At 72.2% G+C, this 26,423-nt stretch carries 18 protein-coding genes and 2 pseudogenes; 6 read left to right on the forward strand and 14 right to left on the reverse strand.

The annotated features are described in order from the left end of the window. The first annotated feature begins 65 nt into the window (after positions 1–65). Positions 66–1,367 carry an MFS transporter gene (locus ACZ4FV_RS22845; RefSeq protein WP_465323169.1) on the forward strand — a complete coding sequence of 434 codons (1,302 nt, stop codon included), beginning with the start codon at positions 66–68 and terminating at the stop codon, positions 1,365–1,367. 759 nt (positions 1,368–2,126) lie between these two features. Here the strand turns inward: ACZ4FV_RS22845 and ACZ4FV_RS22850 are convergent. Continuing rightward, positions 2,127–3,032 (reverse strand): Gfo/Idh/MocA family protein, encoded by a 906-nt coding sequence (locus tag ACZ4FV_RS22850; RefSeq protein WP_402232846.1) that lies wholly within the window; start codon positions 3,030–3,032, stop codon positions 2,127–2,129. Between the two features lie 511 nt (positions 3,033–3,543). Here ACZ4FV_RS22850 and ACZ4FV_RS22855 point away from each other — a divergent pair. After that, positions 3,544–4,014 (forward strand): hypothetical protein, encoded by a 471-nt coding sequence (locus ACZ4FV_RS22855; protein ID WP_395864019.1) that lies wholly within the window; start codon positions 3,544–3,546, stop codon positions 4,012–4,014. Between the two features lie 495 nt (positions 4,015–4,509). On the opposite strand, the gene ACZ4FV_RS22860 is transcribed toward ACZ4FV_RS22855, so the two are convergent. From ACZ4FV_RS22860 to ACZ4FV_RS22870, 3 genes are all read right to left on the reverse strand, one after another. After that, positions 4,510–5,694, reverse strand: a complete 1,185-nt coding sequence (locus tag ACZ4FV_RS22860; protein WP_395864016.1) for a N(5)-(carboxyethyl)ornithine synthase — start codon at positions 5,692–5,694, stop codon at positions 4,510–4,512. Positions 5,695–5,831: 137 nt separating this feature from the next. Continuing rightward, positions 5,832–6,353: a DUF4232 domain-containing protein gene (locus ACZ4FV_RS22865; RefSeq protein WP_395864014.1), complete on the reverse strand. Its 522-nt coding sequence runs from the start codon at positions 6,351–6,353 to the stop codon at positions 5,832–5,834. 29 nt (positions 6,354–6,382) lie between these two features. Continuing rightward, positions 6,383–8,158, reverse strand: coding sequence for a glycoside hydrolase family 13 protein (locus tag ACZ4FV_RS22870; protein ID WP_465323170.1), 1,776 nt, complete (start codon positions 8,156–8,158; stop codon positions 6,383–6,385). A 600-nt stretch (positions 8,159–8,758) separates the two neighbouring features. Between ACZ4FV_RS22870 and ACZ4FV_RS22875 the strand changes: the two are divergent. Continuing rightward, positions 8,759–9,199: pseudogene (locus ACZ4FV_RS22875) on the forward strand (C-terminal helicase domain-containing protein); the annotation flags it as partial. Positions 9,200–9,413: 214 nt separating this feature from the next. Continuing rightward, positions 9,414–11,138, forward strand: a complete 1,725-nt coding sequence (locus tag ACZ4FV_RS22880; protein ID WP_465323171.1) for a sensor histidine kinase — start codon at positions 9,414–9,416, stop codon at positions 11,136–11,138. A 33-nt stretch (positions 11,139–11,171) separates the two neighbouring features. Here the strand turns inward: ACZ4FV_RS22880 and ACZ4FV_RS22885 are convergent, their stop codons facing one another. The 10 genes and pseudogenes from ACZ4FV_RS22885 to ACZ4FV_RS22930 all read right to left on the reverse strand — a co-directional run. Next, positions 11,172–13,361, reverse strand: a complete 2,190-nt coding sequence (locus ACZ4FV_RS22885; protein ID WP_402232860.1) for a xanthine dehydrogenase family protein molybdopterin-binding subunit — start codon at positions 13,359–13,361, stop codon at positions 11,172–11,174. Continuing rightward, positions 13,358–14,398, reverse strand: coding sequence for an FAD binding domain-containing protein (locus tag ACZ4FV_RS22890; protein ID WP_395864008.1), 1,041 nt, complete (start codon positions 14,396–14,398; stop codon positions 13,358–13,360). The genes ACZ4FV_RS22885 and ACZ4FV_RS22890 overlap by 4 nt, the downstream gene beginning before the upstream one ends. A 6-nt stretch (positions 14,399–14,404) precedes the next feature. Next, entirely contained in the window at positions 14,405–14,887 is a 483-nt protein-coding gene (locus ACZ4FV_RS22895) for a (2Fe-2S)-binding protein (protein WP_402232863.1), read from the reverse strand. A 216-nt stretch (positions 14,888–15,103) separates the two neighbouring features. After that, on the reverse strand, positions 15,104–16,183 hold the full coding sequence (locus tag ACZ4FV_RS22900) for an ABC transporter ATP-binding protein (protein ID WP_465323172.1): 1,080 nt from the start codon (positions 16,181–16,183) through the stop codon (positions 15,104–15,106). Beyond that, the gene (locus tag ACZ4FV_RS22905) at positions 16,180–18,048 is read right to left on the reverse strand and encodes an ATP-binding cassette domain-containing protein (RefSeq protein ID WP_465323173.1); all 1,869 of its coding nucleotides are present in this window, start codon (positions 18,046–18,048) and stop codon (positions 16,180–16,182) included. The genes ACZ4FV_RS22900 and ACZ4FV_RS22905 overlap by 4 nt, the downstream gene beginning before the upstream one ends. After that, on the reverse strand, positions 18,045–19,013 hold the full coding sequence (locus ACZ4FV_RS22910; RefSeq protein WP_465323174.1) for an ABC transporter permease: 969 nt from the start codon (positions 19,011–19,013) through the stop codon (positions 18,045–18,047). Before ACZ4FV_RS22910 ends, ACZ4FV_RS22905 begins: the two co-directional genes overlap by 4 nt. A gap of 79 nt (positions 19,014–19,092) precedes the next feature. After that, a complete protein-coding gene (locus ACZ4FV_RS22915; protein ID WP_402232873.1) occupies positions 19,093–20,646 on the reverse strand; it encodes an ABC transporter substrate-binding protein in 1,554 nt (517 codons plus the stop codon). 155 nt (positions 20,647–20,801) lie between these two features. Next, positions 20,802–21,644: an alpha/beta fold hydrolase gene (locus ACZ4FV_RS22920; RefSeq protein ID WP_402232876.1), complete on the reverse strand. Its 843-nt coding sequence runs from the start codon at positions 21,642–21,644 to the stop codon at positions 20,802–20,804. Next, positions 21,641–23,086 carry an O-acetylhomoserine aminocarboxypropyltransferase/cysteine synthase family protein gene (locus ACZ4FV_RS22925; protein WP_465323186.1) on the reverse strand — a complete coding sequence of 482 codons (1,446 nt, stop codon included), beginning with the start codon at positions 23,084–23,086 and terminating at the stop codon, positions 21,641–21,643. The genes ACZ4FV_RS22920 and ACZ4FV_RS22925 overlap by 4 nt, the downstream gene beginning before the upstream one ends. Before the next feature lie 237 nt (positions 23,087–23,323). After that, positions 23,324–24,148 (reverse strand): annotated as a pseudogene (locus tag ACZ4FV_RS22930) (isopenicillin N synthase family dioxygenase); the annotation flags it as partial. A gap of 508 nt (positions 24,149–24,656) precedes the next feature. Between ACZ4FV_RS22930 and ACZ4FV_RS22935 the strand changes: the two are divergent. Both ACZ4FV_RS22935 and ACZ4FV_RS22940 read left to right on the forward strand, forming a co-directional pair. After that, complete coding sequence (locus tag ACZ4FV_RS22935) at positions 24,657–24,737, forward strand: putative leader peptide (RefSeq protein WP_395864073.1); 81 nt, start codon at positions 24,657–24,659, stop codon at positions 24,735–24,737. A gap of 298 nt (positions 24,738–25,035) precedes the next feature. Then, positions 25,036–26,421 carry a bifunctional o-acetylhomoserine/o-acetylserine sulfhydrylase gene (locus tag ACZ4FV_RS22940; protein WP_395863992.1) on the forward strand — a complete coding sequence of 462 codons (1,386 nt, stop codon included), beginning with the start codon at positions 25,036–25,038 and terminating at the stop codon, positions 26,419–26,421. Positions 26,422–26,423: the final 2 nt, after the last annotated feature.

The following is a 26,423-nucleotide window of genomic DNA, read 5'->3' on the forward strand; positions in this document are numbered from 1 at the left end:
GCGGGGCGGGATGATCCGCGACGGGGCCACATGAGGCGGACGAGGACGACAGTGGGCGATTTCGCGTGATCGACGGCTCGATATCGGGCTTCACCCGCGACCGCGCGACGTGGCTGCTGTACCTGCACATGGCCGCGTTCGGCTACTTCCTGTACTGCTTCGGCCCCTCGGTCACGCTGCTCGGCGACGACCTGGGCGTGAGCAACGCGGTGGCGGCGCTGCACAGTACGGCGTACGCGGCGGCGGGCGTGTTGATCGCACTGCTGGGCGATCGGCCGATGCGTCGGTTCGGGCGTGGGCGCACGTTGTGGGCGGGCTGTGTGCTGCTGAGCGCGGGTGTGCTGGCGTACTGCGCGGCGGGGACGCCGGCGGTGTCGCTGAGCGCGGCCCTGCTGTGCGGCTTCGGCGCGTTCCTGGTGGTCAACGTGGCCGGCACGGCACTCGCCGACCACCACGGTCCGATCGCCGGACCAAGCGCCCTGAGCGAGGCAAACGGCCTCGCGGCCGGCGTCGGAATGGCCGCGCCGCTCCTGATCGGCGTGCTGGACTCCTCCGGCGCCGGCTGGCGCTGGGCGATGATCCTGGTCCCGGCCCTCTTCGGCACCCTGGCCCTGGCCTTCGCCCGCACCCCGATCCCGGACCTGCCGCGAACGACGCCGGCCCCTCCGCCGGTCACCGGTGCGTCGCGTGGACCGTCCGGGTCGGGCGGGTCGCCTGAGCCGGGCGAGTCGCCTGGGCCGGGCGGGTCGCTCGAATCCGGAGAGCCGCGCGGGTCCGGCGAGTCACCCGAGTCGGGCAAGTCGCGTGGGTCGCTGCCCACGGCCTACTGGTGGGCGTGGCTGTTGACGGTCTGCTCCGTGGCGGTCGAATTTTCCCTCTCCCTCTGGGCCTCCACGCTGCTGCGCGATCGCACCGGGATGTCCGAAAGCGCCGCCGCCACCGCGATGACCGCCGTGGTGGCCGGCCTGTTCCTGGGCCGCATGGCCGGCGGCCGGCTCGCGCTGCGGATCGCGCTGGATCGGCTGTACGGCGGCGCCGTCGCGGTGAACCTGGTCGGCTTCGCGCTGTTCTGGTCGGCCACGGTCCCCTGGCTCGCCTACGTCGGCCTGTTCGTCTCCGGCCTGGGCATGTCCGTGCAATTCCCGCTGGCCACCGCCGCCGCCATCCGCGCCGCCGCCGGCCGAACCGACCTCGCCGTCTCCCGCCTGGCCGTAGCCACCACCCTCGCCGCCGGCGGCGCCCCCTTCCTCCTCGGCCTCGCCACCGACCTCATGGCGGTCCGCACCGCCTTCCTCCTGCTCCCGATCCTCCTCATCGCCTCAATCCCCCTCCTCCACAAAACCACCCACCCCAAGCCCCAACCCTGACCACGCGATAAGCCCGCCCCCGACAACAGACACGGGACGCGTCGTCCCGGGCGGCAGCAGCCACCGTGCCACGGAAGGCACAACCAGCACGCGGGGAAGCCGGGCGGGTGACCCGCGCGAACGCGGGCGGGTACCGGGCCCGGACGCGGGCCGGCGCCGGCGACAGGCGAGGACCCCGGGCACGAACGCGGATCGACCCGGGTGACCCGCGCGGGCCGGGCCGGCGCAGGTGGCCGGCGCGAATGGGCCCGACCCCGGCGAACCGACACAAGCGGGACCGGCTGCGAGCCACGCGATAAGCCCGCCCCCGACAACAGACACGGGACGCGTCGTCCCGGGCGGCAGCAGCCACCGTGCCACGGAAGGCACAACCAGCACGCGGGGAAGCCGGGCGGGTGACCCGCGCGAACGCGGGCGGGTACCGGGCCCGGACGCGGGCCGGCGCCGGCGAGGACGCCGGGCCCGAAACGGATCGACCCGGGTGACCCGCGCGGGCCGGGCCGGCGCAGGTGGCCGGTGCGAATGGGCCCGGCCCCGGCGAACCGGCCCCGGGCGAGGCCGGCGCGGGCGAACCGGCCCGGACGGGCCGCATCGGCGGGGCCGGCCCTGGCGAACGGCCTGCGCGACGCCGGCGCGGCGGGCTCCCGTGGGCGGGGGCGGCGTGGGCGAGGCCCGGTGGTGTCCTGCGGGTTCGGGTTGGGCCCGCAGCGTGCCGACGGTGGGGCCGGCGGTCTCGGCCTCGTAGCCGGCGGGGGTGGGTCAGGGGCGGGCGAGGGTGGCGGCGGTTGTGGCGCAGGTGAGGACTGCTCGGGTGCGGTGCCAGGGGATGGGGGACGGGGCACCGGCGGCCATCGCGAGTACGGTGCGCATCGTGGCTCGGTAGCCGAGGGCTTCCTGCCAGTCGGTGCCGCCGAGGCGCGCGATTTCGACGCCGTCCTCGGTTTGTACGGCCACCTCGTACACCTCGTCGCCGCCCACACCGGCGACCTCGATCGTGCCCACGCGGCCGTCGGGCCAGCCGAGCAGGATCGCGCCGACGTCCTCCGAGCGGGTGGTCGGGTGTACCAGGACCGAGCGGGTCGCGGCGAGCACGCGCGCTCCCGGGCCGGCCGCGGCGTCCAGGAGTTCGGCGCCGTGCAGGCCGAGGGAGATGAGAGTGCCGCCGCCCTCGGCCGGGTCGTCCTGCCAGGCGCGCTCGGGCGTCAGGAAGCCCGCGATGTCGTGCCGGACCAGCGCGCGGGCGCTCAGGATCCGGCGGCCCGCCGTACGCTCGGCCAACTCGACCACAGCCGGCGCGAAGCGCAGCACGGACGTGGTCAGGAAGCGCTCCTCGTGGCCCGCCACGGCCCGATCCAACTCGACGAGCGCGGCGGCCGAGGACGCGGCCGGCTTGTTCACGAAGCACGGCACGCCGGCCCGCAGAATCCGGGCCACGGTGTCCGCGATCAACGCCGGCCGTACGGTCACCACGACGGCGTCCGGCCGGCGCGCGAGCAGTTCCGCGAGCGACCCGGCCGACTCGCACTCGTGCCGCTCCCGAAAGGCCGCGAACCGCTCCGGCTCGCCGGCGTCCCACCCGTCGATCAGCCGAACGCCCAACTCCCGGGCCACGCCCGCGTCCGTGAACGGATGGCTGTGCGCGAATCCGGCAAAGGCGAGGCGCATGACGCGGACATTCCCTTCAGGCAACAACCAGACCAACCGACCCTAGCCCCGCCCCCGAACACCCCCACCACCTCCCACCACCCACCCCTCCGCCCTCGCGCCTCACCCCGACGCCCTCACCCCGGCCCCCAGCCCACAACCCGCCCTCCCTGCCCACAACCCGCGCCCCGCGCCCCGCGCCCCGCGCCCCGCGCCCCGCGCCCCGCGCCAACTGAGTGTCCGGGCTCGGGACCGTCTGGGCACCGACCGCTCGCGCAAACCCTGGGGGCATCCACGCACCCCCGGTTCCCGCGCCACCGCTCGGCCGCGCCCCCACGCCACCACACACCGCACGGCCATGTCCCCATCTCGCCGCTCCCCGCACCCCACACCCCGCGCCCCCGGGGCATCGCGGCATCGCGGCCCCGCGCCCCCGTCCCCGTCCCCGTCCCCGTATTCGTGTGAGGTGGGGTCGAGCGGGTAGGCGTTTTCTGCGGGGGACGATCATCCGCCTCTGGACAAGGATGAAGCCATGTTCCTTCTGGGACTGCTGCTCGCCGCGTGCGCCGGAGCGTTCGCGGCTCTGCTGATCGCCTACAACACGTCGGGTGGGCCCGAGTACACGGTGAGTATCTTCGACACCGACATGGTCACGCTCAACTCGTTGGCGATCTTCTGCGCCGGCTTGGCGCTCGGCCTGATCTTTTGCGTCGGCCTGCTCATGATGGGCGGCAAGGCGCGAATGAGCCGGGCTCGCCGCAACCGCGAGCGGCGCGCCCTCGATCGCGCCACCCTCGAACGCCAATCCGCCGCCGCCCGCGAGGAAGCCGCCCAGGCCCGTGAGCGCGCCGCGCAGGCCGAAGCCCATGCCGAGCACACCGGCCACGAACCCCGGGCAGCCGACCAAACCACAGCCACCTGGTCCGCCGATCCCGCCGACCACCCCCGTAGCCGCACCGGCCCCGGCGGCTCCCACGGCCCCAACTGGAACGACAACAAGTAGACGAGCAGCAGCACGGCCCGGCGAAGGCCCTCGTACCCGAGCGGGTACGAGGGCCTTCGCCGAGTGTGCGCACAACACGTACGGCCAAAGTTCGAGCCAGGGCGTCTCGAAGCGGATCACCTCGCCCACCGACAGGTCCTCGACCCCTCGGGCCACGTCGATCGTGATGATCCCGAGGCCCAGCCGCATCACGACCTCGCGCGGATCAGACCCACCGACCCGCTCCAGCGCGCCGGAGACCGCCATCCCGTCCCGCACGGGCGAGAACCCGGTGGGCACCCCCACCGGCACGCGCGTCCAGTCCACGACGTCCTCCGGCGCATCGACCTCGACGTCGTACCACTCCCCCTGTATCGGGAGTTGCTGCGGAAAGCACGGCCCGACGTTCCAATAACCGATCCCGTCGCCGATCTCGGACGTGAACACGACCCGTCTCGGCTCGGCATCCGCACATCGCAGCACTCGAACCCGCATCCGCGCCCCTTACCCTCCCGACTACCCGTTCGCCGCCGCAGTCGCGCCCGTCCCCGTCCCCGCGAGGTGCGGGTACGAGGCGGAACGGCCCTGGAAGCTGAGGATCTTCGGGTTCCGGATCACGCCGTCGCGGATCTCGATCGCCTTCGCGATCGTCGGGTCCGCGTCCCACGCGGCCGGGCCGTCCATCACCGTGCCGAGATAGGGGACGAGTGCCTCACTGATCTCCCACGTCGCGGAGTCCCACAGGTAGGACGGGCTGTGGTCGACCGCGTAGTAGTGGCAGTTGTCCCCGACCGTGAACATCGGTTCCTCGAAGGTGGTCGGGCGGGCCCATTCGAAGCCCATCCCGTCGTCACACGAGACATCGATGAAGAACGAACCCGGCCGATACGCCGGCAGATCCCGGTTCAGTACGAACGTCAAGGGCGCGTCGGTGTCCTGCCGGATGCAGTTGACCACGATGTCGTAGCCGGCGAGGTGGGCACCCAGCGGCACCGGCCCGTCCTCGGTGAGCGCGTCCAACCGCGACGGGTCGTCCTCACCCGACTGGAAGTGGCCCATCACGACCGAGGGCATCGGCGACGCGACCGCCACCGCGTCCCGCGCCGTCAACACCGTCACGTCCGAAACACCCATCGCCTCCAGGGCTATCACCGCGCCACGCGCGGTCGCGCCGAAGCTGAGCACCGCCGCACGCATCCGGCGACCATAGCTGCCGGTCGCGCCACCAAGCGCAAGCGCATGCAACACCGAGCAGTAGCCCGCCAGTTCGTTGTTCTTATGAAACACATGAACGCTGAACGCGCCTGCCGCGGTCCAGTGATTCATCTCCTCCCACGCGATCATCGTCAGCCGGCGATCGATCCCCAACTGGGTGATCGTCGGATCCTGCACACAGTGCGGCCAACCCCACAGCACCTGGCCGTCGCGCAACGCGGCGACATCCTCGTGGGTCGGCTTCGGCAACAACACCACGTCGCTCTCCGCGAGCAGCCGCTTACGCGGCAGCAGACCGGCCACGTGCCGAACCAGTTCGCCGTCCGCGACGCCGAAGCGCTCGCCGTACCCCTCCTCCAGGAACAGGTTCTCGCGCACGTCCGGCGCGATCCGCTCGACGTGCAGCGGGTGAACCGGGAGCCGGTGCTCGTTCTCCTTGAGCGAGGAGCCGAGAATGCCGATGGTCATGCGGGTCCTGCGAATCATGAGATTCCTTAGGTAGACCCCAAGTATCCGCCCTGAAGCCGGCCCCCGGGCCCCAGCCGGGCCGCGCGCCCCGCCCCGCGCGGCCCGCCCCGCACCCCACGCCCGGGGCCCGGGACCCCGCACCCCGCTCCCCGCGTTCAGTTGGGCAGCGCGTTCACCGCCTCGTCCGCGCTGTCCTGCCACAGCGTGGTGATCGGGTCGGAGACCGCGATCCCGGGTGCGGGAGCGCCGATCTCGCTCGCGGTGAAGGTGCTGCCGACGTACGCAGGATCGGCCGAGACGGTCAGGCTCGGCACGTAGCGCGCCGAGCCGCCGCGGTCGTCGGTGCGCAGGGCCGCGTACAACCGCCCGTCGGCGTCGAGCCGCCGCTCCCCGCTCGACACCGGCGGAACCGGCCGCGCCGAGCCGTCCAGGCCTGCGAAGGTCACCGTCGGGAAGCGGTCGATCGTGCAGGCCGAGCCGCCGACGTTGGTGACCGTGACGAGTACGACACTGCTCGCGATCGGCGGCAGGGCACGCGCGTCGTAGACGAGCGAGTCCTCGGCGCACGCGCGCGCACGAGCGGCGGCGCTCCCCCCGGCGCCTGCGGTCGAGGCCGCGCCGGCGACCAGGACGGACGACGCCAGGGCAAGTGTGGTAACCGATGCAATAGTCTTCATGCACTCTCTGTATCCACCGCTGCGGTTGGCTACACGCGCCGATGTACGCGCGCCTCCCACGGTCGAAGCACCGTCGCGTCGATCGGCCCCGCGTTCCCGAGCACGAGCGGCACGTCCGCCCATTCCGCCGCCAGGTCGGCCGGCACCGGAACCGCCTCGCCGGTGAAATTGGCGAGCACCAGGAGCGTGGTGTCGCGATACCGGCGGGTGAACGCGTACAGCCGCTCGTCGTCGGCAAGCAGCATCGTGAAGTCGCCGTGTACGACCGCCGGTTCGCTGTGCCTGAGGGCGATCAACCGGCGGTAGTGGTGGTACACCGACTCCGGATCGGCGACCGCCGCCGCCGCGTTGATCGTGGTGTGGTTGGGGTTGACCGGCAACCACGGTATGCCGGTGGTGAATCCGGCGTGCTCGGACGCGTCCCACTGCATCGGCGTACGCGCGTTGTCCCGGCCCCGCGCGCGCAGCCCGTCCAGAACCCGCGCCGGGTCCTCGCCCGCCCGGACGGCCTGCGCGTAGTGGCCCCGCGCCTCGATGTCGTGCACGTCCTCGATCGAGGCGAACGGCGCGTTGGTCATGCCCAGTTCCTCGCCCTGGTAGACGTAGGGCGTGCCCCGGTGCAGGTGCAGCACGGTGCCCAGCATGGTCGCCGAGCGCACCCGATGCTCGGGCCCGTCGTCGCCGAATCGCGAGACGATCCGCGGCTGGTCGTGGTTGTTCCAGTACAGGCTGTTCCAGCCGACCTCGGCGAGGCCGCTCTGCCAGCGGCCGAGCGAGGCCTTGAGGTCGGTCAGTCGCAGCGGCCGCACGTCGAACTTGCTGCGGCCGAAGTCCAGCCCCACGTGTTCGAACTGGAAGACCATGTCCACCTCGCCGCGCGCCGGATCCGTGAACAGGCGGGCGTGCTCCAGCGTGACGCCGGGCATCTCGCCCACGGTGAGCAGCCGTTCGGGCCGCCCGGCGAAGACCTCGCGGTGCATCTCCTGGAGGTACTCGTGTACCCGAGGACCGCAGATGTAGTACGGCGAGCCGTCGCCGTAGAGGCCGTCGCCGTGCAGCGCGCCGTCCGGGAGGTCGGGGTCCTTCGAGATCAGGTTGATCACGTCCATCCGGAAACCGTCGACGCCGCGGTCCAACCACCACCGCATCAGCGCGTACACGGCCTGCCGGACCTGCGGGTTCTCCCAGTTGAGGTCGGGCTGCTTGGGGGAGAACAGGTGCAGGTAGTACTCGCCGCTCGCGACGTCGTGTTGCCAGGCCGACCCGGAGAAGAACGACCCCCAGTTGTTCGGCGCCGCCGACTCCGAACCCGCCGACTCCGAACCCGCCGACACCAAGCCCGCCGACTCCGAACCCGCCCCCTCCCCCGTCGCGTCCCCGCCTTTTCGCGCCGGCCGCCACCAATACCAGTCCCGCTTGGCGCTGTTCGGCCCCTCGCGCGACTCGCGGAACCACGGGTGCTCGTCGGAGGTGTGGTTGACCACGAGGTCCATCACCAACCGCATCCCGCGCTCGTGCACCGACGCGAGCAACCGGTCGAAGTCGGCCAGAGTGCCGAACAACGGTTCGATATCCCGGTAGTCGCTGATGTCGTAGCCGTTGTCGTCCTGCGGCGACGGGTAGACCGGCGACAACCACAACACGTCGACGCCCAGTTCCCTCAGATAGTCGAGCCGCGCGGTGATCCCGGCCAGGTCCCCGATGCCGTCGCCGTTGGAGTCGGCGAAGCTGCGCGGATAGATCTGGTACACCACCGCGGACTTCCACCAGGCGTCGTGCGCATCCCGCAAACCGTCGAGTGCCATCCCTCGAACCCGTCCCCTCCGCGTCGACCACACCCCGGCGGATCCCGCCGAAGCCACCGTGTCTGTCCTGCCCCACCGGGCCCCACTTCACCGGTCGGGCACGCGGCCACCGCCCGTCCCGCATACGCCCCGAACCCGTCCCTCACCCGACATTCCGCATGGGAGGATTCCCCGCATCGCACACAACGGCACGAGCGGGGGACGCGATGGCGGCGATCGGACCCGAGCCCGTCGATCCGGCCGTCGGCGGACGGGCGCTGCCCGTCCTCGCGGCGGCCGAGCAACTGCACACGGCCGCACGCGCGGTCGCCGCGGATCACGCCGGCGCGCTCAACGCGGTACGTGCCGCGCTGTGGCCGCTCCAGGCCGGACTGGTGGCCGAGGCCCTGCGCGAGATCCCGATCGCCCAGTTGCGCGAGGCGACCGGCGGGCGGTTGCGGCTCGGTGCGTTGGAGGAGGCCGGGTACACGTCGGTGGGCAGTGTGCACGACGCGCAGCCATACGCCCTGCGCCGGGTGCCGGGGGTGGGCGAGCAGACCGTGGCGCAGGCGGTGGCCGCCGCGCGGCAGATCGCCCGCGCGGTCGAGGAGACTGCGTCGGTTCGGCCCGATCGACGGCGCGGTGCCGGCCGCCCGGCGGCAGGAGATGGTCGACGCCTTCTCGGCGGTGTCCGGGCACGCGGTGTTGCTCGCGCAGATCCAGGCCGGCGGGACCGGGTTGAACATGCAGGCGGCCTCGGTCGTGGTGATCTGCGAACCGCAGATCAAGCCCACCATGGAGCATCAGGCCGAGGCGCGGGTGAACCGAATGGGCCAGGTGCGCACCGTGCAGGTGCATCGCCTGCTGTCTCCGGACAGCGTCGATCAGCGGATGCTGAACATCCCGGCCGACAAGTCGCGGTTGTTCGACACCTTCGCCCGGCGCAGCGACGTGGCAGAGTCCACCCCGGACGCGGTGGACGTGTCGATGGCCCGGCGGATCGTCGAGGACGAGCAGCGCCGCTGGGCCGCGTCGGCGGGGGCGGCCGGCTCCGCGGGCTGAGCGCGCGGTCGGGTCGGCCCGCCCCGGAAAACGATGGTGCCCGCCTCGGCCAGGACCTCCAGCCCCGCGGCGTGCGCAGCGTGAACGCGCGATCCACCGTTCCGATCGGGTGCAAAGATCATCGTTCCGGGCAGATACCGGTCCTCGTACCCGGTCCGGCCGCTCGCCGGCACCGGCGGCGGGTTCACGACGATCGAACAATGGGGACGGTGCGGTGGAGCGACACGACGAGGCCGGCCCACGATCGCGGCTGTCGACGACCCGCGCACGGCGGCACGACTGGGACACCCGGCGCTGGCTGCTCGTGGGCGTCTCCGCGACGCTGGTGGTGCTGACCCTGCTCGCGCTGCTCGGCGCCTGGGTGTTCGCACGTTCGACCTCGGTCAACGGGCATCTGGTCGACCACAGCTCACCGGCACTGATCGCGGCGGTGCGGCTGGAGACCGCCTACGCCGACCAGGACGCCTCGGTCCGGGACTACGTCCTGACCGGGAACGCGCCGCTCCTGGAGGTGTACTCGGCGAGCCACGAGGTCGAGCGCGAACAAGTGGCGGTACTACACGAGTTGTTGCGCGGCGACCCGGCCGCGACGAATCGCCTGCGACTGGTGCTGGAGCGCGCCCGGGCGTGGGAGGACCGGGTGATCCGCCCGGCCCTGACCGTCGCCCCCGGGACCGCGCCGCCGGCGGAGGTACGCGCGGCCGTCGCCGACCCGGCGCCCTACCCGGCGCTGCGCGCGGCCACGCGCGAGCAGCGGGAGCGCCTCCAGCGGCAGCGCGACCTGGCCCGGGCCGACCTCCAGGACGTCCGCGACCTGCGTACGTGGGTGTTCAGCGCGATCGCGCTGGTGATCGCGGCGGGCGCGGTCATGGTGTTCGCGGGGCTGCGTCGCGGTGTCACGCTCCCGGTGGGCCGACTGGTGGCGGACGCGGACGCGGTGGCCCGGGGCGAGTTCGGGCACGAGATCACCCCCACCGGACCGGCCGATCTGCGTACCCTGGCCGACGCGATGGAGGCGATGCGCCGCCGGCTCGCCGACGAACTGGCCTTCTCCGACCACGCCCGCCGTCGCCTGGCCGAGCAGGCCACCGAGTTGCGCCGTTCGAACTCGGACCTGGAACAGTTCGCCTACGCCGCCTCGCACGACCTCCAGGAACCGCTGCGCAAGGTGGCGAGCTTCTGCCGACTCCTGGAAAAGCGGTACCAGGGTCGACTGGACGAGCGCGCCGACCGGTACATCGCCTTCGCGGTGGACGGCGCGGTCCGGATGCAGGCTCTGATCGACGACCTGCTCGCCTTCTCCCGGATCGGCCGCAGGCCCGCGAACGAGTCTTCGGTGGACCTGAACGCGGTGTTCGAGACGGTGGTCGGCGACCTCGACATCGCGATCCGCGAGGCGGACGCCGAGGTCGACCACGACCCGCTGCCCACCGTGCGTGGTGATCGCACCCAACTGTCCGTGGTGTTCCAGAACCTGATCGCCAACGCGGTGAAGTTCCGCGAACCGGACCGGCCGGTGCACGTCGCGGTACGCGCGGAGCCGATGGACGGAATGTGGCGGATCTCGGTGACCGACGACGGCATCGGCATCGATCCGGCCCAGGCCGACCGGATCTTCGTGATCTTCCAGCGCCTGAACACCCGTGAGGCGTATCCGGGCAACGGCATGGGCCTGGCCATGTGCAAGCGCATCGTCGAGTTCCACGGCGGCACGATCGCGCTGGACCCCGAACACACCACCGGAACCCGGATCACCTTCACCCTCCCCATGACGGAACCACCCGCAGCGACACCGCCCACGGGGTCGCCGACCGAGAAGACCCCGACCGCCAAAACCCCGACCGAGGAGACTCCGACCAAGGAGACTCCGGCCAAGGAGAATCCGGCCGAGAAGAATCCGGATGGGCAGGGTCCGAACGGGAGAGCGCGGAACGCATAGGCGGCGCCCGGCACGTCGCCGCCGGCTTGCCCGCTACCACCCGGCGCCCGAGCCCGCCACCACCCGATCCGGCGTGATCGGCAGCGTACGCACCCGCACGCCGGTCGCGTGGAACACCGCGTTCGCGATCGCCGCCGCTGCGCCGATCACGCCGATCTCGCCCGCGCCCCGCGCGCCGAGGTCGCTGAGGTGCGGGTCCGCGTCGCCGACGAAGAGCACGTCCAGCGTGCCGACATCGGCGTTGACCGGCAGGTGGTAGCCGGCCAGGTGCGGTTCGACCACCTGCCCCCGGCGCGGGTCGATCGTGGTCGCCTCCATCAGGGCCTGCGCCAGCCCGAAGGTCATCCCGCCCAGCAGTTGACTGCGCGCGGTACGCGGATTGACCACCCGGCCGATGTCGAACGCGCCGACCATCCGCCGGACCCGGACCGTACCGGTCAGCGAGTCCACCGCGACCTCGGCGAAGTGCGCGCCGAACGACTGCACCGCGTACGGCGAGTTCGCGTCGGGATGGTGGTGGCCGACCGCCGACAACGAGGGCACCCCGATCCGTGCCAGCTCGCTCGCGAACACATCGGCACCGAACTCGATCGCGCCGATCTCCTTTTGGTACAGCGGCGATTCCGAATCGGCGACGGCCGCCGCGAGCAGATCGTCGCGGACCGCCTCGCACGCCCGCCGGATCGCCGGTCCCACGTAGGCGACGGTCTGCGAGCCGATCGACGGCGGCGCCTGAGGCAGGTCGGTGTCGCCGAGGCGGACGATGATCCGGTCCGGCGCGAGGCCGAGCACGTCTGCGGCGATCTGCCCGAACACCGTGTACGTCCCGGTGCCGATGTCGTGCGACGCGACACCGATCACCGCCGAACCGTCGACCCGCAGTTCGGCATGGGCGGCGGCCGCTCCCGGGTCCATCTCGTGGGCCGCGGTCGCCATCCCGGTGCCGATCAGCACGTCGCCCTCGCGGCGGGTGCCGGGTGTACGGTCGTCCGGATCCCAGCCGAACCGCTCGGCGCCCACGCGGTAGCACTCCCGAAGGTGCTTGCTCGACCACGGCCGACCCGACGACGGGTCGGTGTCGGCATGATTGCGCAACCGCAACTCCAGCGGGTCCATGCCCAGTTCGTGGGCCAACTCGTCGAGCGCGGATTCCAGCGCGAAGGATCCGGGGGCCCGCCCGGGACCACGTTGGAAGGTGGGCGGCTGCATGTCCAGCCGTACGATCCGCTGCCGGATGGCGACGTTCGGGCACGCGTACAGGGTCGAGGTGATCCCGCCGGTCGACTCGACCACGTTCTCGCCGGGCGAGGTGGCGGTGGTGCCGTCGTGTGCGATCGCGGTCAGTCGGCCGTCCCGGTGCGCGCCCAGCACGATCCGCTGCCGGGTCGCCGGCCGGGTGCCGCACGAGGTGAACATCTGCGGGCGGGTCAGCACGAGCCGGACCGGCCGGCCCACCCGGCGCGCCGCCGCCGCGGCCAGCAGCACGTGCGGCCAGACCGTGCCCTTGCTGCCGAAGCCGCCGCCGACGAAGCCGGACAACACCCGGACCTTGTCCACCGGCAGCCCGAACGCGGCAGCCAGCGCGACCCGCACCCCGCCCACATACTGCGTCGAGTCGTACACGGTGAGCCGATCGCCCGACCAGCGCGCGGTGGTCGCGCACGGCTCCATCGGGTTCATGTGCTGCGGCGGTGTCTCGTAGTACGCCTCCACCGTCACATCGGCCACCGCGAGACCGGTTGCCAGGTCGCCCCGGACGATGTCCTCGCGGCCCGGCGGGGTCTGCGCGATGGCATCCTCGATCCGCACCAGCGGCGATTCGTGGCGGTACCGCGTGCGGATCGACTCCGCGCCGGCCACCGCCTGTTCGAGGGTCTCCGCCACCACCATCGCGATGTGCTGCCCGTGGTGGTGGATCAACGGGTCGGACAGCGGTGTGCGGCCGTCGCCCATCGGGCCGTTGTCGGCCGAGTAGAACGACGCGACCGGGCCGATGCCCAACGACCCGTCGGAGATGTACACCGCCAGTACGCCGGGCGCGGTCTCGGCGGCGGCGATGTCGGTTCCGGTGATCCTTCCCTTGGCGATCGTGCTCTGCACCAGCACCGCGTGCGCGAGGTCGGGCAGTGCCACGTCGCCGGTGTAGATCGCGGTGCCGGTGACCTTGACCGGGCCGTCCACGCGCGGTTCGGCGGCGCCGATCCAGGGCGTTTCCGGGCTCATGCGGGATCCCCTTCCGGGCTGCTCGGGTCTTCCGGGCTGCTCGGGGCGGCCAGGATGCTCGGGGCGGCCAGGGTGCTCAGGGCGCGGGCGACCACCCGGCGGATCAGTTCGACCTTGTACGCGTTGTCCCGGCGCGGCACGGCCCCCTCGGCGGCGGCATCACCCGCGTGGGCGAACGCGGCGCTGCTCGGCGGTGCGCCGATCAGCGCGGCCTCGGCCGAACGTGCCCGCCACGGTGTGGTCGCCACGCCGCCGAGCGCGATCCGGGCGTCCCGGACGATCCCCTCGCGTACCTCCAGTGCGACCGCGGCCGAACACATCGCGAACGCGAACGAGGCCCGCTCACGCACCTTGAGGTAGTGCGAATGGGCGCCGAGCGCGGTCGTCGGCACCTCGACCCCGGTGATCAACTCGCCGTGGGTCAGCGTGGTCTCCCGGTGCGGGGTGTCCCCCGGCGGCAGATGGAACGTCTCGATCGGCTCGACGCGCGGGCCGTTCGGCCCGTCGATCGACACCCGGGCCTCCAGCGCCAGCAGCGCGACCGCGAGGTCGGAGGGATGCGTGGCGATGCAGTGCTCGCTGGTGCCCAGGACCGCGTGGCCCCGGTGGTCGCCGTCCAATGCGGCGCATCCGGAGCCGGGTTCGCGCCTGTTGCACGACATCGCCGGGTCGCGGAAGTATCCGCAGCGGGTGCGCTGGAGCAGATTGCCGCCGAGCGTCGCCAGGTTGCGCAGTTGTGGGGACGCGCCGGCCAGCAGGGCCTCGGACAACACCGGCAACCGCTCGCGCACCACCGGGTGGGCGGCGAGGTCGCTGTTCGGGACCAGGGCGCCGATCCGAATCGTCTCGCCGGCCGGGTCCGGCGTCAGATCGGTGAGCGGCAGCCGGCCGATGTCGACGAGGCGGGTGGGCGTGGCGACACCGCACTTCATCAGGTCGACGAGGTTGGTGCCGCCGGCGATGTACATCGCGTCCGGGCCGAGCTCGGTCCAGGCCCGCGCGGGTTCGGCCGGACGGGTGTAGGTGAAGGGGCGCATCGCGGCCTACCGCCCGGCCGAGGCGGCGATCGCCGCGACGATGTTGGGGTACGCGGCGCAGCGACACAGGTTGCCGCTCATCCATTCGCGGACCTGGTCGTCGTCGCCGGCGTGGCCCTCGGCGAGGAGGGCTACCGCCGACATGATCTGGCCGGGTGTGCAGAAGCCGCACTGGAACGCGTCGTGGTCCACGAACGCCTGTTGCACCGGGTGCAACTCCCCTTCGGGGTCGCCGTCCAGGCCCTCGATCGTGGTCACCTCGCGGCCGTCGTGCATGAGGGCGAAGGTCAGGCACGAGGTGACGCGGCGGCCGTCGAGGAGCACGGTGCAGGCGCCGCATTGGCCCAGATCGCAGCCTTTCTTGGGGCCGGTCAGCCCCAGCCCGTCGCGTAGCGCGTCCAAGAGCGTGACGCGGGGGTCGACGCGGAGCCGTCGGGCTTCGCCGTTGACGTGAAGCTCGACTTCGTCGGCGGGGGGCTCGAGTGGCATGGTCCCTCCGGGGGGCTCTCGGGCCGTGTTCGCCCGGCCCGGGATCTGGGCTGGTACCCCCCTTGGTGCGTGATACACGGGTCGGTTGGGGTGGCCTCATACGCCGGCCGGGCTGAGGTTGGCCTCGAACGCCGGCCCGGCTGAGGTTGGCCTCGAACGCCGGCCCGGCTGGAGTTACCCGGCCTTCGGCCGAGGTGGCCTCAAGCGCCGGCCCGGCTACTTGGCCTCAAACGCCGGCCGGGCTGAGTGTGGTGCGGCGGGTTCACTCGGGACGCTGGGGTTGGTCAGGACGCCCTCGTCGGTGGGGACGCTCTTGTCCGATGGGACGTCCTTGTCGGTTGGCACGCAGGTGTCCGTGGGGACGACGGCGTTGGTGGGGGCGCCGGCGTTGGTGGGGGCGCCGGCGTTGGTGAGGACGTCCTCGTGGGTGGGGGCGCCGGCGTTGGTGAAGACGCCTTCGTGGGTGGGGGCGTCCTCGTGGGTGGGGGTTGGGGGTGGGGGCGGGAGGGTGGGGATCGCGGCCAGGAGGGATTGGGTGTAGGGGTGGGTCGGGTGGCCGAGGACTTGGGGGGTGGGGCCTGATTCGACGGGGTGGCCTGATTTGAGGACCAGGACGTGGTCGCACAGGTGTTGGACTACGCCGAGGTCGTGGGAGACCAGGATCAGGGACAGTCCGAGTCGAGTGGTGAGGTCGCGGAGCAGGTCCAGGATCTGGGCGCGGACGGAGACGTCGAGTGCGCTCACCGGCTCGTCGGCGACCAGGACGCGGGGGTGCGGTGCGAGCGCGCGGGCGATCGCGATGCGTTGGCGCTGGCCGCCGGAGAATTCGTGGGGATGGCGGGTACGCATGGCCGGATCCAACCCGACGGACGTCAGGACCTCGTCCACCCGAGCGTCGTGGTCGCCCTCGACGCCCAGGCATTCCAGTGGCTCGGCCACGATGTCGCGCACCCGCGAGCGCGGGTCGAGCGAGCTCATCGGGTCCTGGAGGACGATCTGTACCTCGCGCCGGAACCAGGTCAGCGAGCGCGCCGGTCCGGGCCGTACCTCGCGGTCGCGATAGTGGATCGTTCCCCCGTCCGGGCGGTCGAGCCCGAGCAGCAGTCGGATCAGGGTGGACTTGCCCGCGCCGGATTCGCCGACCACGCCCAGCGAGCCGCCCTCGGCCAGTTCCAGGTCGACGCCGCGCAGCGCGTACCGCTGCCCGGCCGGGCCCCACAACGATCGGCGCGGCAGGCGATACGTCCGGGTCAGTCCCTCGGCGCGCAGCAGTACGGCGGGCGCGGTCGCGGTCACAGTGGTGCCTCCACGGGCTCGGTCGCGGTACGGACGTCCGCCTCGGGGTCCGCCGGCTCGGGGTCCGCCGCCTCGAACGCGCCGGCGTCGAACGCGGTCGCCCGCGCGGCGGCCAGCAGCCTGCGGGTGTAGGGCGCGTCGGGGTCGTACAGGATGCGCTCCAGGGGTCCGTGTTCGATCACCCGACCGGTCCGCAGCACCGCGATCCGGTCGCTGACCCGGGACACCACCGCGAGGTCGTGCGTGATGAACAGCAGCGCGGTGCCCTGCTCGCGGGCCAACGCGTCGAGTAGCGCGAGGATCTCCCGCTGCACGGTGACGTCCAGCGCGGTGGTCGGCTCGTCCGCGATCAGCAGCGCGGGTCGGCACGCGAGCGCGATCGCGATGCCCACTCGTTGACGCTGGCCACCGGAGAGTTGGTGCGGCCAGGCCCGGACCAGCTCGGCCGGATCCGGCAGACCCACCCGCTCGGCCAGTTCGATCGCCGCGAGGTCGGCCTGACGGCGGTTCATGCCCCGGTGCAGGCGCAGTGGTTCGGCGATCTGTCGGCCGATCCGCATGGTCGGGTCGAGCGCGGTGAGCGGCTCCTGGAACACCATCGCGACCCGATCCCCGCGGATGCGCGCGAGTTCGCGCTCGCGTCTGCCGAGCAGTTCCACGCCGTCGAGGCGGATGCTGCCGGTGACCTCGGCACCTTCGGGCAGCAGGCCCAGCACGGCCAGCGCGGTGAGCGACTTGCCGGAGCCGGACTCACCGATCAGACCCAGTCGTTCGCCGGGCGCCAGGGTCAGGTCGACGCCGTCCACCACGGTACGCCCGCCGATCCGGATGGTCAGGCCGGAGACCTCAAGCAGCGCGCCCTCGGTGGGCAACGGTGGGACCGGCAGCCGGACTTCGGCCTCGGAGAGTGCGTCGGCCCCGACCTTCGGGGCACGGTGTCGCAGGCGTGGATCGCTCGCGTCGCGGATCGCGTCGCCGAGCAGGTTGAAGCCCAGGACGGACAGTGCGACGGCCAGCCCCGGCCAGATCACGAGCAGCGGTCGGGCGGAGATGTAGGGCTGCTGGTCGTGCAGGATCCGGCCCCAGGACACGGCGGGCGCGGGGCTGCCGTAGCCGAGGTAGGACAGCGCGGCCTCGGTCAGCGACGCCACGGCCATCACCAGGGAGAGCTGCACCAGCAGGGTGGGGGCGATGTTCGGCAGGATGTGTCGGCGGACGGTGCGCCATGTGCTCGATCCGCTCGCGGTGGCCGCGAGCACGTAGTCGGTGCCGTGTACCCGCTCGATCTCGGCACGCGCGATCCGGGCCAGGTGCACCCCGAACGCGACGCCGAGCGCACCGGACGCGGTCCACACCGAACCGCCGAACACCGCGGCCAGGATCATCGCGGTGAGCAACGCCGGGAACGCGATGGCGATGTCGATCAGTTGCACCACGCCGGCCGCGAACCTCCGTGGTCCGAGCGCCGCGGCCAACGCGAGCGGCACGCCGAGCGCGGCGGCGATGCCCGCCGAAGCGAGGGCGATCAGCAAAGTCTCCCGGGAGCCGACCAGGATCAGGCTGAACTGGTCGCGGCCGAGCATGTCGGTGCCGAGCACGTGGCCGTCCCGAAACGGCAGCAGCCAGGGCGCGTTCGGGTCGACGGCAGTGGGGTCGTACGGGGTCCAGATCAGCGACAACAACACCGAGGCGACCAGTATCGCGACCAGCGTGCCGCCGATCACGCCGTTGCGGTCGCGCAGCAGCGCACGCAGGACGGTACGGCCCGCCGGGACGTTCGCGGCGGTGGCCGCGCCCTTCTCGGCAATCGCCGCGCCCTGGTCGGCCCCGACCGAAACGCTCTCGGGCGCGTTCGAGTTCCTCACGCGGGCACCTCCCGGGTGCGAACGTCCGCCAGGCGCGGGTCGATCAGTCGTTGCGCGACGTCCACCAGGAAGCCCACGAACAACACGATCGCCACCAGCAGCATCACCTCGCCCTGCACCTTGACCAGATCGCGGTTGCCCACGTCGGCGACCAGCATCGAGCCGACGCCGGGCAGGGTGAAGACCTTCTCCACCACGATGGCGCCCACCAGGAGCGCGGCGACCTGCACGCCGAGCATGGACAACACCGGGCCGGCCGCGTTGCGCACGCCGTGCCGCAGCAGTGCGCCGGTCCGGGTGCGGCCCGCCGCGCGCGCGGTTCGCAGGTAGTCGCGGTGCAGCACATCGAGGGTGGCCGAGCGGACGAACCGCAGCAGTACCGCGCCCTCGGACAGGGCCAGGGTCAGGGTGGGCAACACCAGGCTGCGACTCGCCTCGCCCGGGTCCGCCCAGCCGTCGACCGGGAAGCCCTGCGCGGGCAACAGCGGGGTCTGCACGGCGAACAGCAGGATCAGCACCAGGCCCACCCACAACGTCGGCAGCGCGATCCCCAGTTGGCTCACCACGCTGATGGCGGTGCCGTCGCGGCGTTCACGACGCACCGCCGCGAGCATCCCCAGCGGCACCGCGAAGACCAGCGCGAGCACCAGCGCGCCGATGACCAGCGGACCGGTCACCCGGAGCTTCTCGCCCAGTTCGGCGGTCACCGACGAACCGTTGAGCTGCGAGCGACCCAGGTCGCCGGTCGGCACGTCGATCAACCACGTCCAGTATTGGACGAGCAACGGCCGGTCCAGGCCCAGGTCGTGCCGGATCGCCCGCAGTTGGGCGGAGTCCGCGGTGATGCCGCCGACCGAGGTGGCGGCATCACCGGGCAGCAGCCGAAGCAGCGCGAAGGTCAGTACGCTCGCACCGAGCAGGGACAACACGAGCAGTCCCAGCCGGCGCACGACGAACAGCGTCATGCCGGGCTCCGCGGGGGCCTCCGGTGCGGCCGAACCCGACCGGCCCGCTCCGGCTGCCGCAACGGCCTTCGGCGCGAGCTCACTTGGTGATCCCGATGGTGGCGAGGTTGAGTCGGCTGCTGGTGTGGTGCTGGGGGGCGCCGCTGACGCCCTTGCGCACGACGGTCAGCGTCTGCGCCTGGAACAGCCAGTCGGCGGCGGCGTCCTCGGTGACCTGGCGGCCGATCCGGGTGAGCAGGTCGGTTCGGGTGCGCTCGTCCGGCGCGGCCACCGCCTGCGCGTACCACTCGCGCACCTGCGCGTTGTCGTAGCCGAAGTAGTAGCCGGGGGTGGCGAAGTTGGCGATGTCGTGTGGCTCGGCGTGGTTGACCAGGCTCAGGTCGTAATCCCTCGCGGTGTACACCTCGCTCAGCCAGGCGGTGAATTCCTGCTGCTTGACCGTGAGTTCGATGCCCGCTTCCTTGAGGTTGGCGACCAGCACGTCGCCGATCGCGGCGGGGTAGATGTTGGGGATCTTCAGGGTCAGCTTGAGGTTGTCCACGCCCGCCTCGGACAGCGCCTTGCGCGCCGCCGCGGCATCGTGCGGGTCGATCGTGCTCAGATCCTGGAAGCCCGGGTCGGAGGTGGGAATCGGTCCGCCGAGCCGAACGCCGGCCCCGCCGAGCGTCTTGATCAGCGCGTCCTTGTCGATCGCGCGCCGGATCGCGTGCCGCACGGCCGGGTTGTTCAGCGGCGCCTTGGCGTTGTTGATCGCCAGCGTGTACTTGTCCGTGGTGGTGCCGCGCAACACGGTGAATTTGTCGTTGCCGGTGAACGGCTGGAGCAGGGTGGCCTCGGCCGCCGTCTCGATGTCGGTCTGGCCGGTGGCCTGCGCGTTGTTGGCGGCGTTGCGGTCCGGGATGTAGCTGAGCACGACCTTGGCGACCTTGGCCTTGGCGCCCTTGTACGCGTCGTTGCGCACCAGGGTGATCGCCGAGCCGCGCTGCCAGCCGTCCAGCTTGAACGGGCCGGTGCCGTTCTCGGCGGCGTCCAACTTGCCGAAGTCGGTGCCCTTCTTGTAGACGACGCCGACCCGCTGGGTGAGTGCCCAGGTCAGGTTGCTGTCGCGCTGCTTGAGCGTGATCACCACGGTGGCCGGGTCGGGCGCGGCGACGTTCGCGATGGTGGCCAGGGTCTTGGCGTTCGGCTGCTTGGAGCCGGGAGCCAGCACCTGTTGCAGCGACCACGCGGCGTCCTCGGCGGTGACGGGCGAACCGTCGTGGAAGGTCGCGCCGGGGGTGAGGTGGAACGTGTAGGTGAGGCCGTCGGCGGAGGTCTCGAAGCCGGTCGCGAGCGCGGGCACGATCTTGTTGTCGGCGTTGGTGTCGACGCTGAGCAGCCCCTGGTAGACGTTGTCGAGCAGGACCTGCTCGACCGCGACGCCGGCAGTGGTGGTCAGGTTGAGGCTGGTCGGCTCCAGCACCAGGCGCACCTTGGCCGTCGCGTTCGGATCGAGCGCGCTGTCGGCCGGCGCCGGGGCCTGGGTGTTGGCGCCGGTCGCACCGGGGGTGGGGGTGCCGCCGGAGCCGCACGCGGCGAGGACCGGTCCGGCCAGGGCGAGGACGGCGGCTATGCGGAGCGCGGAGCGGCGCATCGTGGATCGATCTCCTTGCTGGAAAAGGGTGTCGCGGGGATGGCCGGGCGGGTCTTCACGCCCCGTCGGACCCGCACCGGTTCGACGCGGCGTGGAGGAGTCCGATGGGATTCGAGAACTCGCCGGGGCCGGTGGCGCCCGAATGGGGCGGGTGGTCAGTCGCGCGCGGCGGCCAGGACGAACTCGACGATCTCGTCGTGGACTTGGGCGCGGTCGTTCTCGGCGAGCACGTTGTGCAGATCACCCGGGAAGATCCGGGCCCGGGCGTTGGGCAGCGTCTTCGCGGCGGCCGACACCGCGCTCGCTGGCGCGAGGTCGTCGGCTTCGCCGTGGACGAAGAGCACCGGCAGGGTGATCGCGCCGGAGGCGATCAGTTCGGCGATCCGCTCGCCGCCCGCCTCCAGCGCGTCCAGGGTCTCCGGGCGCAGGCCGCCGGACCACACGAGCGGGTCGTTGCGCAGCCGTTCGGCGTATTCGGCGTTTCCGCACAACTCGCCCGGGTCCTTGCGCAGCGACATCGGGTCGATGCCGTGCTCGGCCAACAACGCGCGCAGGCCGCTCTCCCCCGACGACAGGCCGGTTCCCGCGCCCGCAAGCACGAGGGCGCGGGCGGGCGCGGCGGCGGTACGCGTGCCCGCGAGGAGCAGGGTGACCGCCGAGCCCAGCGAGTGGCCGGCCAGGATCAGCGGCACGTCGGGGCGGCCGGCCGCGATGCGTTCGAGGATCAGTTCGGCGTCGTCGGCGAGTGCGTCCAGGCTCTCCACCAGGACGCGGGTGCCGTCACTGAGGCCGTGGCCGATCTGGTCCGGGGCCCACACCTCGATCCCGTCGGCGTTGAGGCGGTGTGCCAACGGCTCGTGCAGTGCGGCGTGTTCGCCCAGGCCGTGCAGGAACAGCACGACCGCGACGGGTTCGTCGGCGACGGGCCACACGCGCAGGTGGAACTCGCCGCGCGCGCCGCGGATCCGGCTTTCGTGTACCGCCTGACTCGTCGTCATCGGCCGACCTCGCCGTCCGCGAGTTCACCGGCGCCGGTCGCACCGGCCAGGCCCCGGCGCAGGTCGGCGAGCAGGTCGTCGACACCTTCCAGGCCGATGGACAGCCGGACCAGCCCGGGGGTCACTCCGGCGTGGGCCTGCTGCTCCGGATCGAGTTGGGCGTGCGTGGTGGACGCGGGGTGGATGGCCAGGCTGCGCGCGTCGCCGATGTTGGCGAGGTGGCTGAACAACCGGAGTTCCTCGACGAATCGCCGACCCGCGGCCAGTCCGCCGGCCAGGTCCACCGAGAGTACGGCGCCCGCGCCGCGCGGCAGGTAGCGCTTCGCCGCGGTGTGCCACGGGCTGGTGGGCACGCTCGGGTGGTCCACGCGCAGCACCTCGGGCCGCGCGTCGAGCCAGGCCGCGACGCGTTCGGCGTTGGCGGTGTGCCGTTCGACGCGTAGGGACAACGTCTCGATGCCTTGGAGCAGCAGGAAGCTGTTCAGCGGCGACACCGCCGGGCCCAGGTCGCGCAGCAGCCGCACCCGCAGGCGCAGCGCGTAGGCGATCCGGTCGGCGCCGAACCGCTCCCAGAAGGACAGGCCGTGATAGGTCGGGTCGGGGGCGACCAGGCCGGGGTAGCGGTCCGGGTGGGCGCCGAAGTCGAAGGTGCCGCCGTCGACCACGATCCCGCCGATCGCGGTGCCGTGCCCGCCGAGGAACTTGGTGGTGGAGTGCACCACGATGTCCGCGCCGTGCTCGAACGGGCGGAGCAGGTACGGTGTGGGCACCGTGTTGTCCACCACGAACGGCACGCCGCCCTCGTGCGCGATCTCGGCGACGGCGGCCAGGTCGAGCACGTTGCCGCGCGGATTGCCGACGCTCTCGCCGAACAGCGCCTTGGTCCCCGGCCGGATCGCCGCGCGCCACGCGTCGAGGTCGTCCAGGTCGTCCACGAAGGTGACCTCGATGCCGAGATCGGCGAAGGTGTGTTCGAGCAGGGTGCGGGTGCCGCCGTACAGCGAGGCCGCCGCGACCAGGTGGTCGCCGGCCCGGGCCAGGTTCAGCAGCGCGAGCGTGGTGGCGGCCTGGCCGCTGCCCACGGCCACCGCCGCGGTACCGCCTTCCAGCTGGGCGATCCGCTCCTCCACCACGGCGGTGGTGGGGTTGGACAACCGGGTGTAGGCGTGCGTCTCCAGGTCGGTGAGCGCGAACGTGTCGGCCGCGTGCGCCGCGTCCCGGAACACGTAGCTGCTGGTCTGGTAGATCGGCACGGCCCGGGCGCCGGTGCTCGGATCGGGTCGGGCGCCGGCGTGTACCTGAAGGGTCTCGAAGGCCGGTTCGGTGGGCGGTACTTCGCTCTCCCGCTCGGCATCGGCCGACTCGTCGGGCGCGTCGGGCGCGCCGGGCGCGCCGGGCGACTCGGGCGACTCGGGCGACTCGGGCGACTCGGCGGCGGATATCGCACCCGAAGACCCGGCACCGCGGTCGCCGTCGCCTGCCGGTTCGGCCGGGACCAGGTCCGACCACCACCGCTCGACCACGCGCGGGTGCGAGCGCAGCCAGCCGATCAGCGCGTTCTCGCCGTAGGCGGGCTTGAGCGGATTGCTCGGGTCCTCGGTGACGCCGTCGGCCACCTCGGCCAACTCGGCGGGCAGGGTGAGCGGTTCGACCACCGCGTCCAGGCGCGGGCCGAGGAAGAACGGCAGCGAGTAGCGGTCGACGCCGGGCTGCGGGGCGATCACCCGGTGTTTCGTGGCACGCAGGTAGCCGCGGGTGGCGATCTCCAGCATCTCGCCGATGTTGAACACGAACGCGTCCGGCAGGGGCGTCGCGTCGATCCAGGAGCCGTCCCGGGCCTGCACCTGGAGGCCGCCGATGTCGTCCTGTTGCAGCAGCGCGAGGTAGCCGTAGTCCTTGTGCGCGCCCACTCCCTGGTCGACGTCGGCACTCGGCCGGCCCGGGTAGTGCACGACCTTGACGTGGACCGCGGCCTCCTCGTCGAACCACTCGTCGAAGTAGCCGGTGTCCTGACCCAGTGCGGCGGCCAGCGCGCGCAGCACCTCGCGGCTGACCCGCAGCGCCTCCTCCTGCCACGCGAGCACCGTCTCGCGCAGTTCGGGCAGCGCGGCCGGCCACTGGTTGGGGCCGATCAGGCGCAGATAGGCGGGGTCGTCCGGGCCGAGCGTGAGCGCGGCGCGCTCCGGGCCGATGTCGAGTTGCTCGCGCCAGTCGGGTCCGCCCTGGGTGTACTCGGTGCCGGTGCGCGTATAGCCCCGGAACTGCGGCGAGTTGACGTTCTCGACCGCGAGCCGGTCCGCCTCGGGCAGCGCGAAGAAGCGCTTGGAGACGTCCAGGGCGCGGGCGCGCAGGTCCGGGTCGACGCCGTGGCCGACCACGTAGAAGAAGCCGATCTCGCGTGCCGCATAACGCAGTTCGGCCAGGAAGCCGGCCACGTCCGCGGCGGGGTCGCGGAATCGGGAGATGTCGATCACGGGGAGGGTGGGCGGTGCGGTGGTTGCCATGACTGGGTCCTCGGTACAGCCTCGGTCCACCCGCGCCGGGCGGCGGCCCGAAAAGGGCCGAGCGGGGCGGGGCGAACGTGCGGCGAATGGGGCTGGATCGTGTACGCGGACGTCGCGGGACGAACGGCGGCGACGCGGGAGAGCCGGGCCCGGGCGCGGCGGACCGACGGGGGTCACGCGGGGCGGGGCACGCTCTGCTCATTCGGCGGCGAAAGGCCGCACGAACGCAGGGTTCAGCGACAGGTCTGGTCGAAGTGGTCGGCTCGTCGACCCACCCAGAAGGGGTCGAGCAGCGTGGAAGCGACCTGACGCGAAGTCATGGCGGTGATGAAAGCACGAGGAAGGCGGGTTGGTCCAGCCGGCTTTCCCGGGGCCGGGTGTGCGGGATACCCGGGGGCGAGCCGAGTCCGCCCGCCGGGCCCATCTCCTGCACCGCCGGCCGCTGTCGCGCGGATCCTCCGGGTTACCCCGTGGCGCGAAGGCGATCGGGCCGCCTAGACTCACCGCCATGTCCAGCCCCATGCTCGTCAGTCGCCGCCACGTGGATCTCGTGCGCGTGACCAGCATGGCCTGTCGAATGTCCCACTGAACCCCGGTGACCGTTTCGGTCCCGGTGGTTCGCGCGGTGTGTGAGTCCGGGCGCTGACCCGCCGACTCCCCGCGTCCCGCTCCGCCCTTCCCGCTCTCCTCCCGCTCGGGCCCGTGTCGGCTCGGTCCTCGGTCGCGAACACCACGCGTCGGGGCCGGTTCGCCGCGCCCGCGGTCGGCTCCGCGTACCCGACCGCGGGATCCGCGCATGCCCTTCGCCGGCTTGCCCCGGCCTGTCCCGGCTCTTCCCGACGGCCCGACCTCACCGCCGACTCCCCTACCCCGCAAGGAGTTTCCCGATGACCATCGAAGCAACCGACGCGCCGAGCACGACCGACGTGCCGTCCACGATCGACGCACCGCCCACGGTCGAGGCCGTGCCCGCCGACGACATCGCGTCGTGGTCCTTCGAGACCCGGCAGGTGCACGCCGGCGCCTCGCCCGATCCGACCACCGGGGCTCGCGCGGTGCCGATCTACCAGACCACGTCGTTCGTCTTCCAGGACACCGAGCACGCCGCCGGGCTGTTCGACCTGTCCCAGGAGGGCCACATCTACACCCGGATCCACAACCCCACGACCGACGCGCTGGAGCAGCGCGTGGCCGCCCTCGAAGGCGGTGTCGCGGCGGTGGCGACCGCGTCCGGGCAGGCGGCGACCACGCTGGCGGTGCTCAACCTCGCGGAGGCCGGCGACCACATCGTGTCGAGCTCTTCGCTGTACGGCGGCACCTACAACCTCTTCCACTGGACGCTGCCCAAGCTCGGCATCGAGGTCACCTTCGTGGACGACCCGGACGACCTGGACGCGTGGCGCGCGGCGATCCGGCCGCAGACCAAGCTGCTGTTCGCCGAGACGCTGGGCAACCCGCGTGGCAACGTGCTCGACGTGTCCGCGGTCGCCGACCTCGCGCACACCGCCGGCGTACCGCTGGTGGTGGACAACACGGTGCCCACGCCCTATCTGCTCCGGCCGCTCGAACACGGCGCGGACATCGTGGTGCACTCGGCGACCAAGTTCCTCGGTGGTCACGGCACCGCGATCGGCGGCGTCGTGGTCGACGGCGGCACCTTCGACTTCGGCGCGCACCCGGACCGTTTCCCCGGCTTCAGCGAGCCGGACGCCAGTTACAACGGACTGCGCTACTGGCCGGACCTGGGCCCGGGCGCGTACGCGGCAAAGCTGCGCGTGCAGTTGCTGCGCGACGTCGGCGCCTCGATCGCGCCGCTGACCAGTTTCCTGCTGCTCCAGGGATTGGAGACGTTGTCGCTGCGGATCGAGCGGCACGTGGCGAACGCGAGCGCGCTGGCCGCGTGGTTGCAGGCCCGGGAGGAGGTGGAGACCGTGCACTACGCGGGTCTGCCGAGCAGCCGGTGGTACGACGCGGGCAAGCGCTATCTGCCGCGCGGCGCCGGCGCGATCGTCGCGTTCGAGCTCAAGGGCGGGATCGAGGCGGGCCGGCGGTTCGTGGACGGGCTGTCCCTGTTCAGCCACCTGGCCAACATCGGCGACGTGCGCAGCCTGGTCATCCACCCGGCGAGCACCACACATGCCCAGCTCACCGAAGCGGAGCGGCTGGCCACCGGGGTCACCCCGGGGCTGGTCCGGCTCTCGGTCGGCATCGAGGGCCTGGCCGACCTGCGCGCCGACCTGGTGGCCGGTTTCCGCGCCGCGCAGGCGGACTAGCC

This window comes from Embleya sp. NPDC025285, assembly GCF_055558835.1.

Excerpts from the sequence above, each read along its gene's own strand:
- ACZ4FV_RS22935 (WP_395864073.1), top strand. The coding sequence starts at position 24,657 with ATGTCCAGCCCCATGCTCGTCAGTCGCCGCCACGTGGATCTCGTGCGC.
- ACZ4FV_RS22865 (WP_395864014.1), bottom strand. The coding sequence starts at position 6,353 with ATGAAGACTATTGCATCGGTTACCACACTTGCCCTGGCGTCGTCCGTC.
- ACZ4FV_RS22860 (WP_395864016.1), bottom strand. The coding sequence starts at position 5,694 with ATGATTCGCAGGACCCGCATGACCATCGGCATTCTCGGCTCCTCGCTC.
- ACZ4FV_RS22870 (WP_465323170.1), bottom strand. The coding sequence starts at position 8,158 with ATGGCACTCGACGGTTTGCGGGATGCGCACGACGCCTGGTGGAAGTCC.
- ACZ4FV_RS22920 (WP_402232876.1), bottom strand. The coding sequence starts at position 21,644 with ATGACGACGAGTCAGGCGGTACACGAAAGCCGGATCCGCGGCGCGCGC.
- ACZ4FV_RS22890 (WP_395864008.1), bottom strand. The coding sequence starts at position 14,398 with ATGCGCCCCTTCACCTACACCCGTCCGGCCGAACCCGCGCGGGCCTGG.
- ACZ4FV_RS22940 (WP_395863992.1), top strand. The coding sequence starts at position 25,036 with ATGACCATCGAAGCAACCGACGCGCCGAGCACGACCGACGTGCCGTCC.
- ACZ4FV_RS22910 (WP_465323174.1), bottom strand. The coding sequence starts at position 19,013 with ATGACGCTGTTCGTCGTGCGCCGGCTGGGACTGCTCGTGTTGTCCCTG.
- ACZ4FV_RS22850 (WP_402232846.1), bottom strand. The coding sequence starts at position 3,032 with ATGCGCCTCGCCTTTGCCGGATTCGCGCACAGCCATCCGTTCACGGAC.
- ACZ4FV_RS22895 (WP_402232863.1), bottom strand. The coding sequence starts at position 14,887 with ATGCCACTCGAGCCCCCCGCCGACGAAGTCGAGCTTCACGTCAACGGC.
- ACZ4FV_RS22915 (WP_402232873.1), bottom strand. The coding sequence starts at position 20,646 with ATGCGCCGCTCCGCGCTCCGCATAGCCGCCGTCCTCGCCCTGGCCGGA.
- ACZ4FV_RS22885 (WP_402232860.1), bottom strand. The coding sequence starts at position 13,361 with ATGAGCCCGGAAACGCCCTGGATCGGCGCCGCCGAACCGCGCGTGGAC.
- ACZ4FV_RS22855 (WP_395864019.1), top strand. The coding sequence starts at position 3,544 with ATGTTCCTTCTGGGACTGCTGCTCGCCGCGTGCGCCGGAGCGTTCGCG.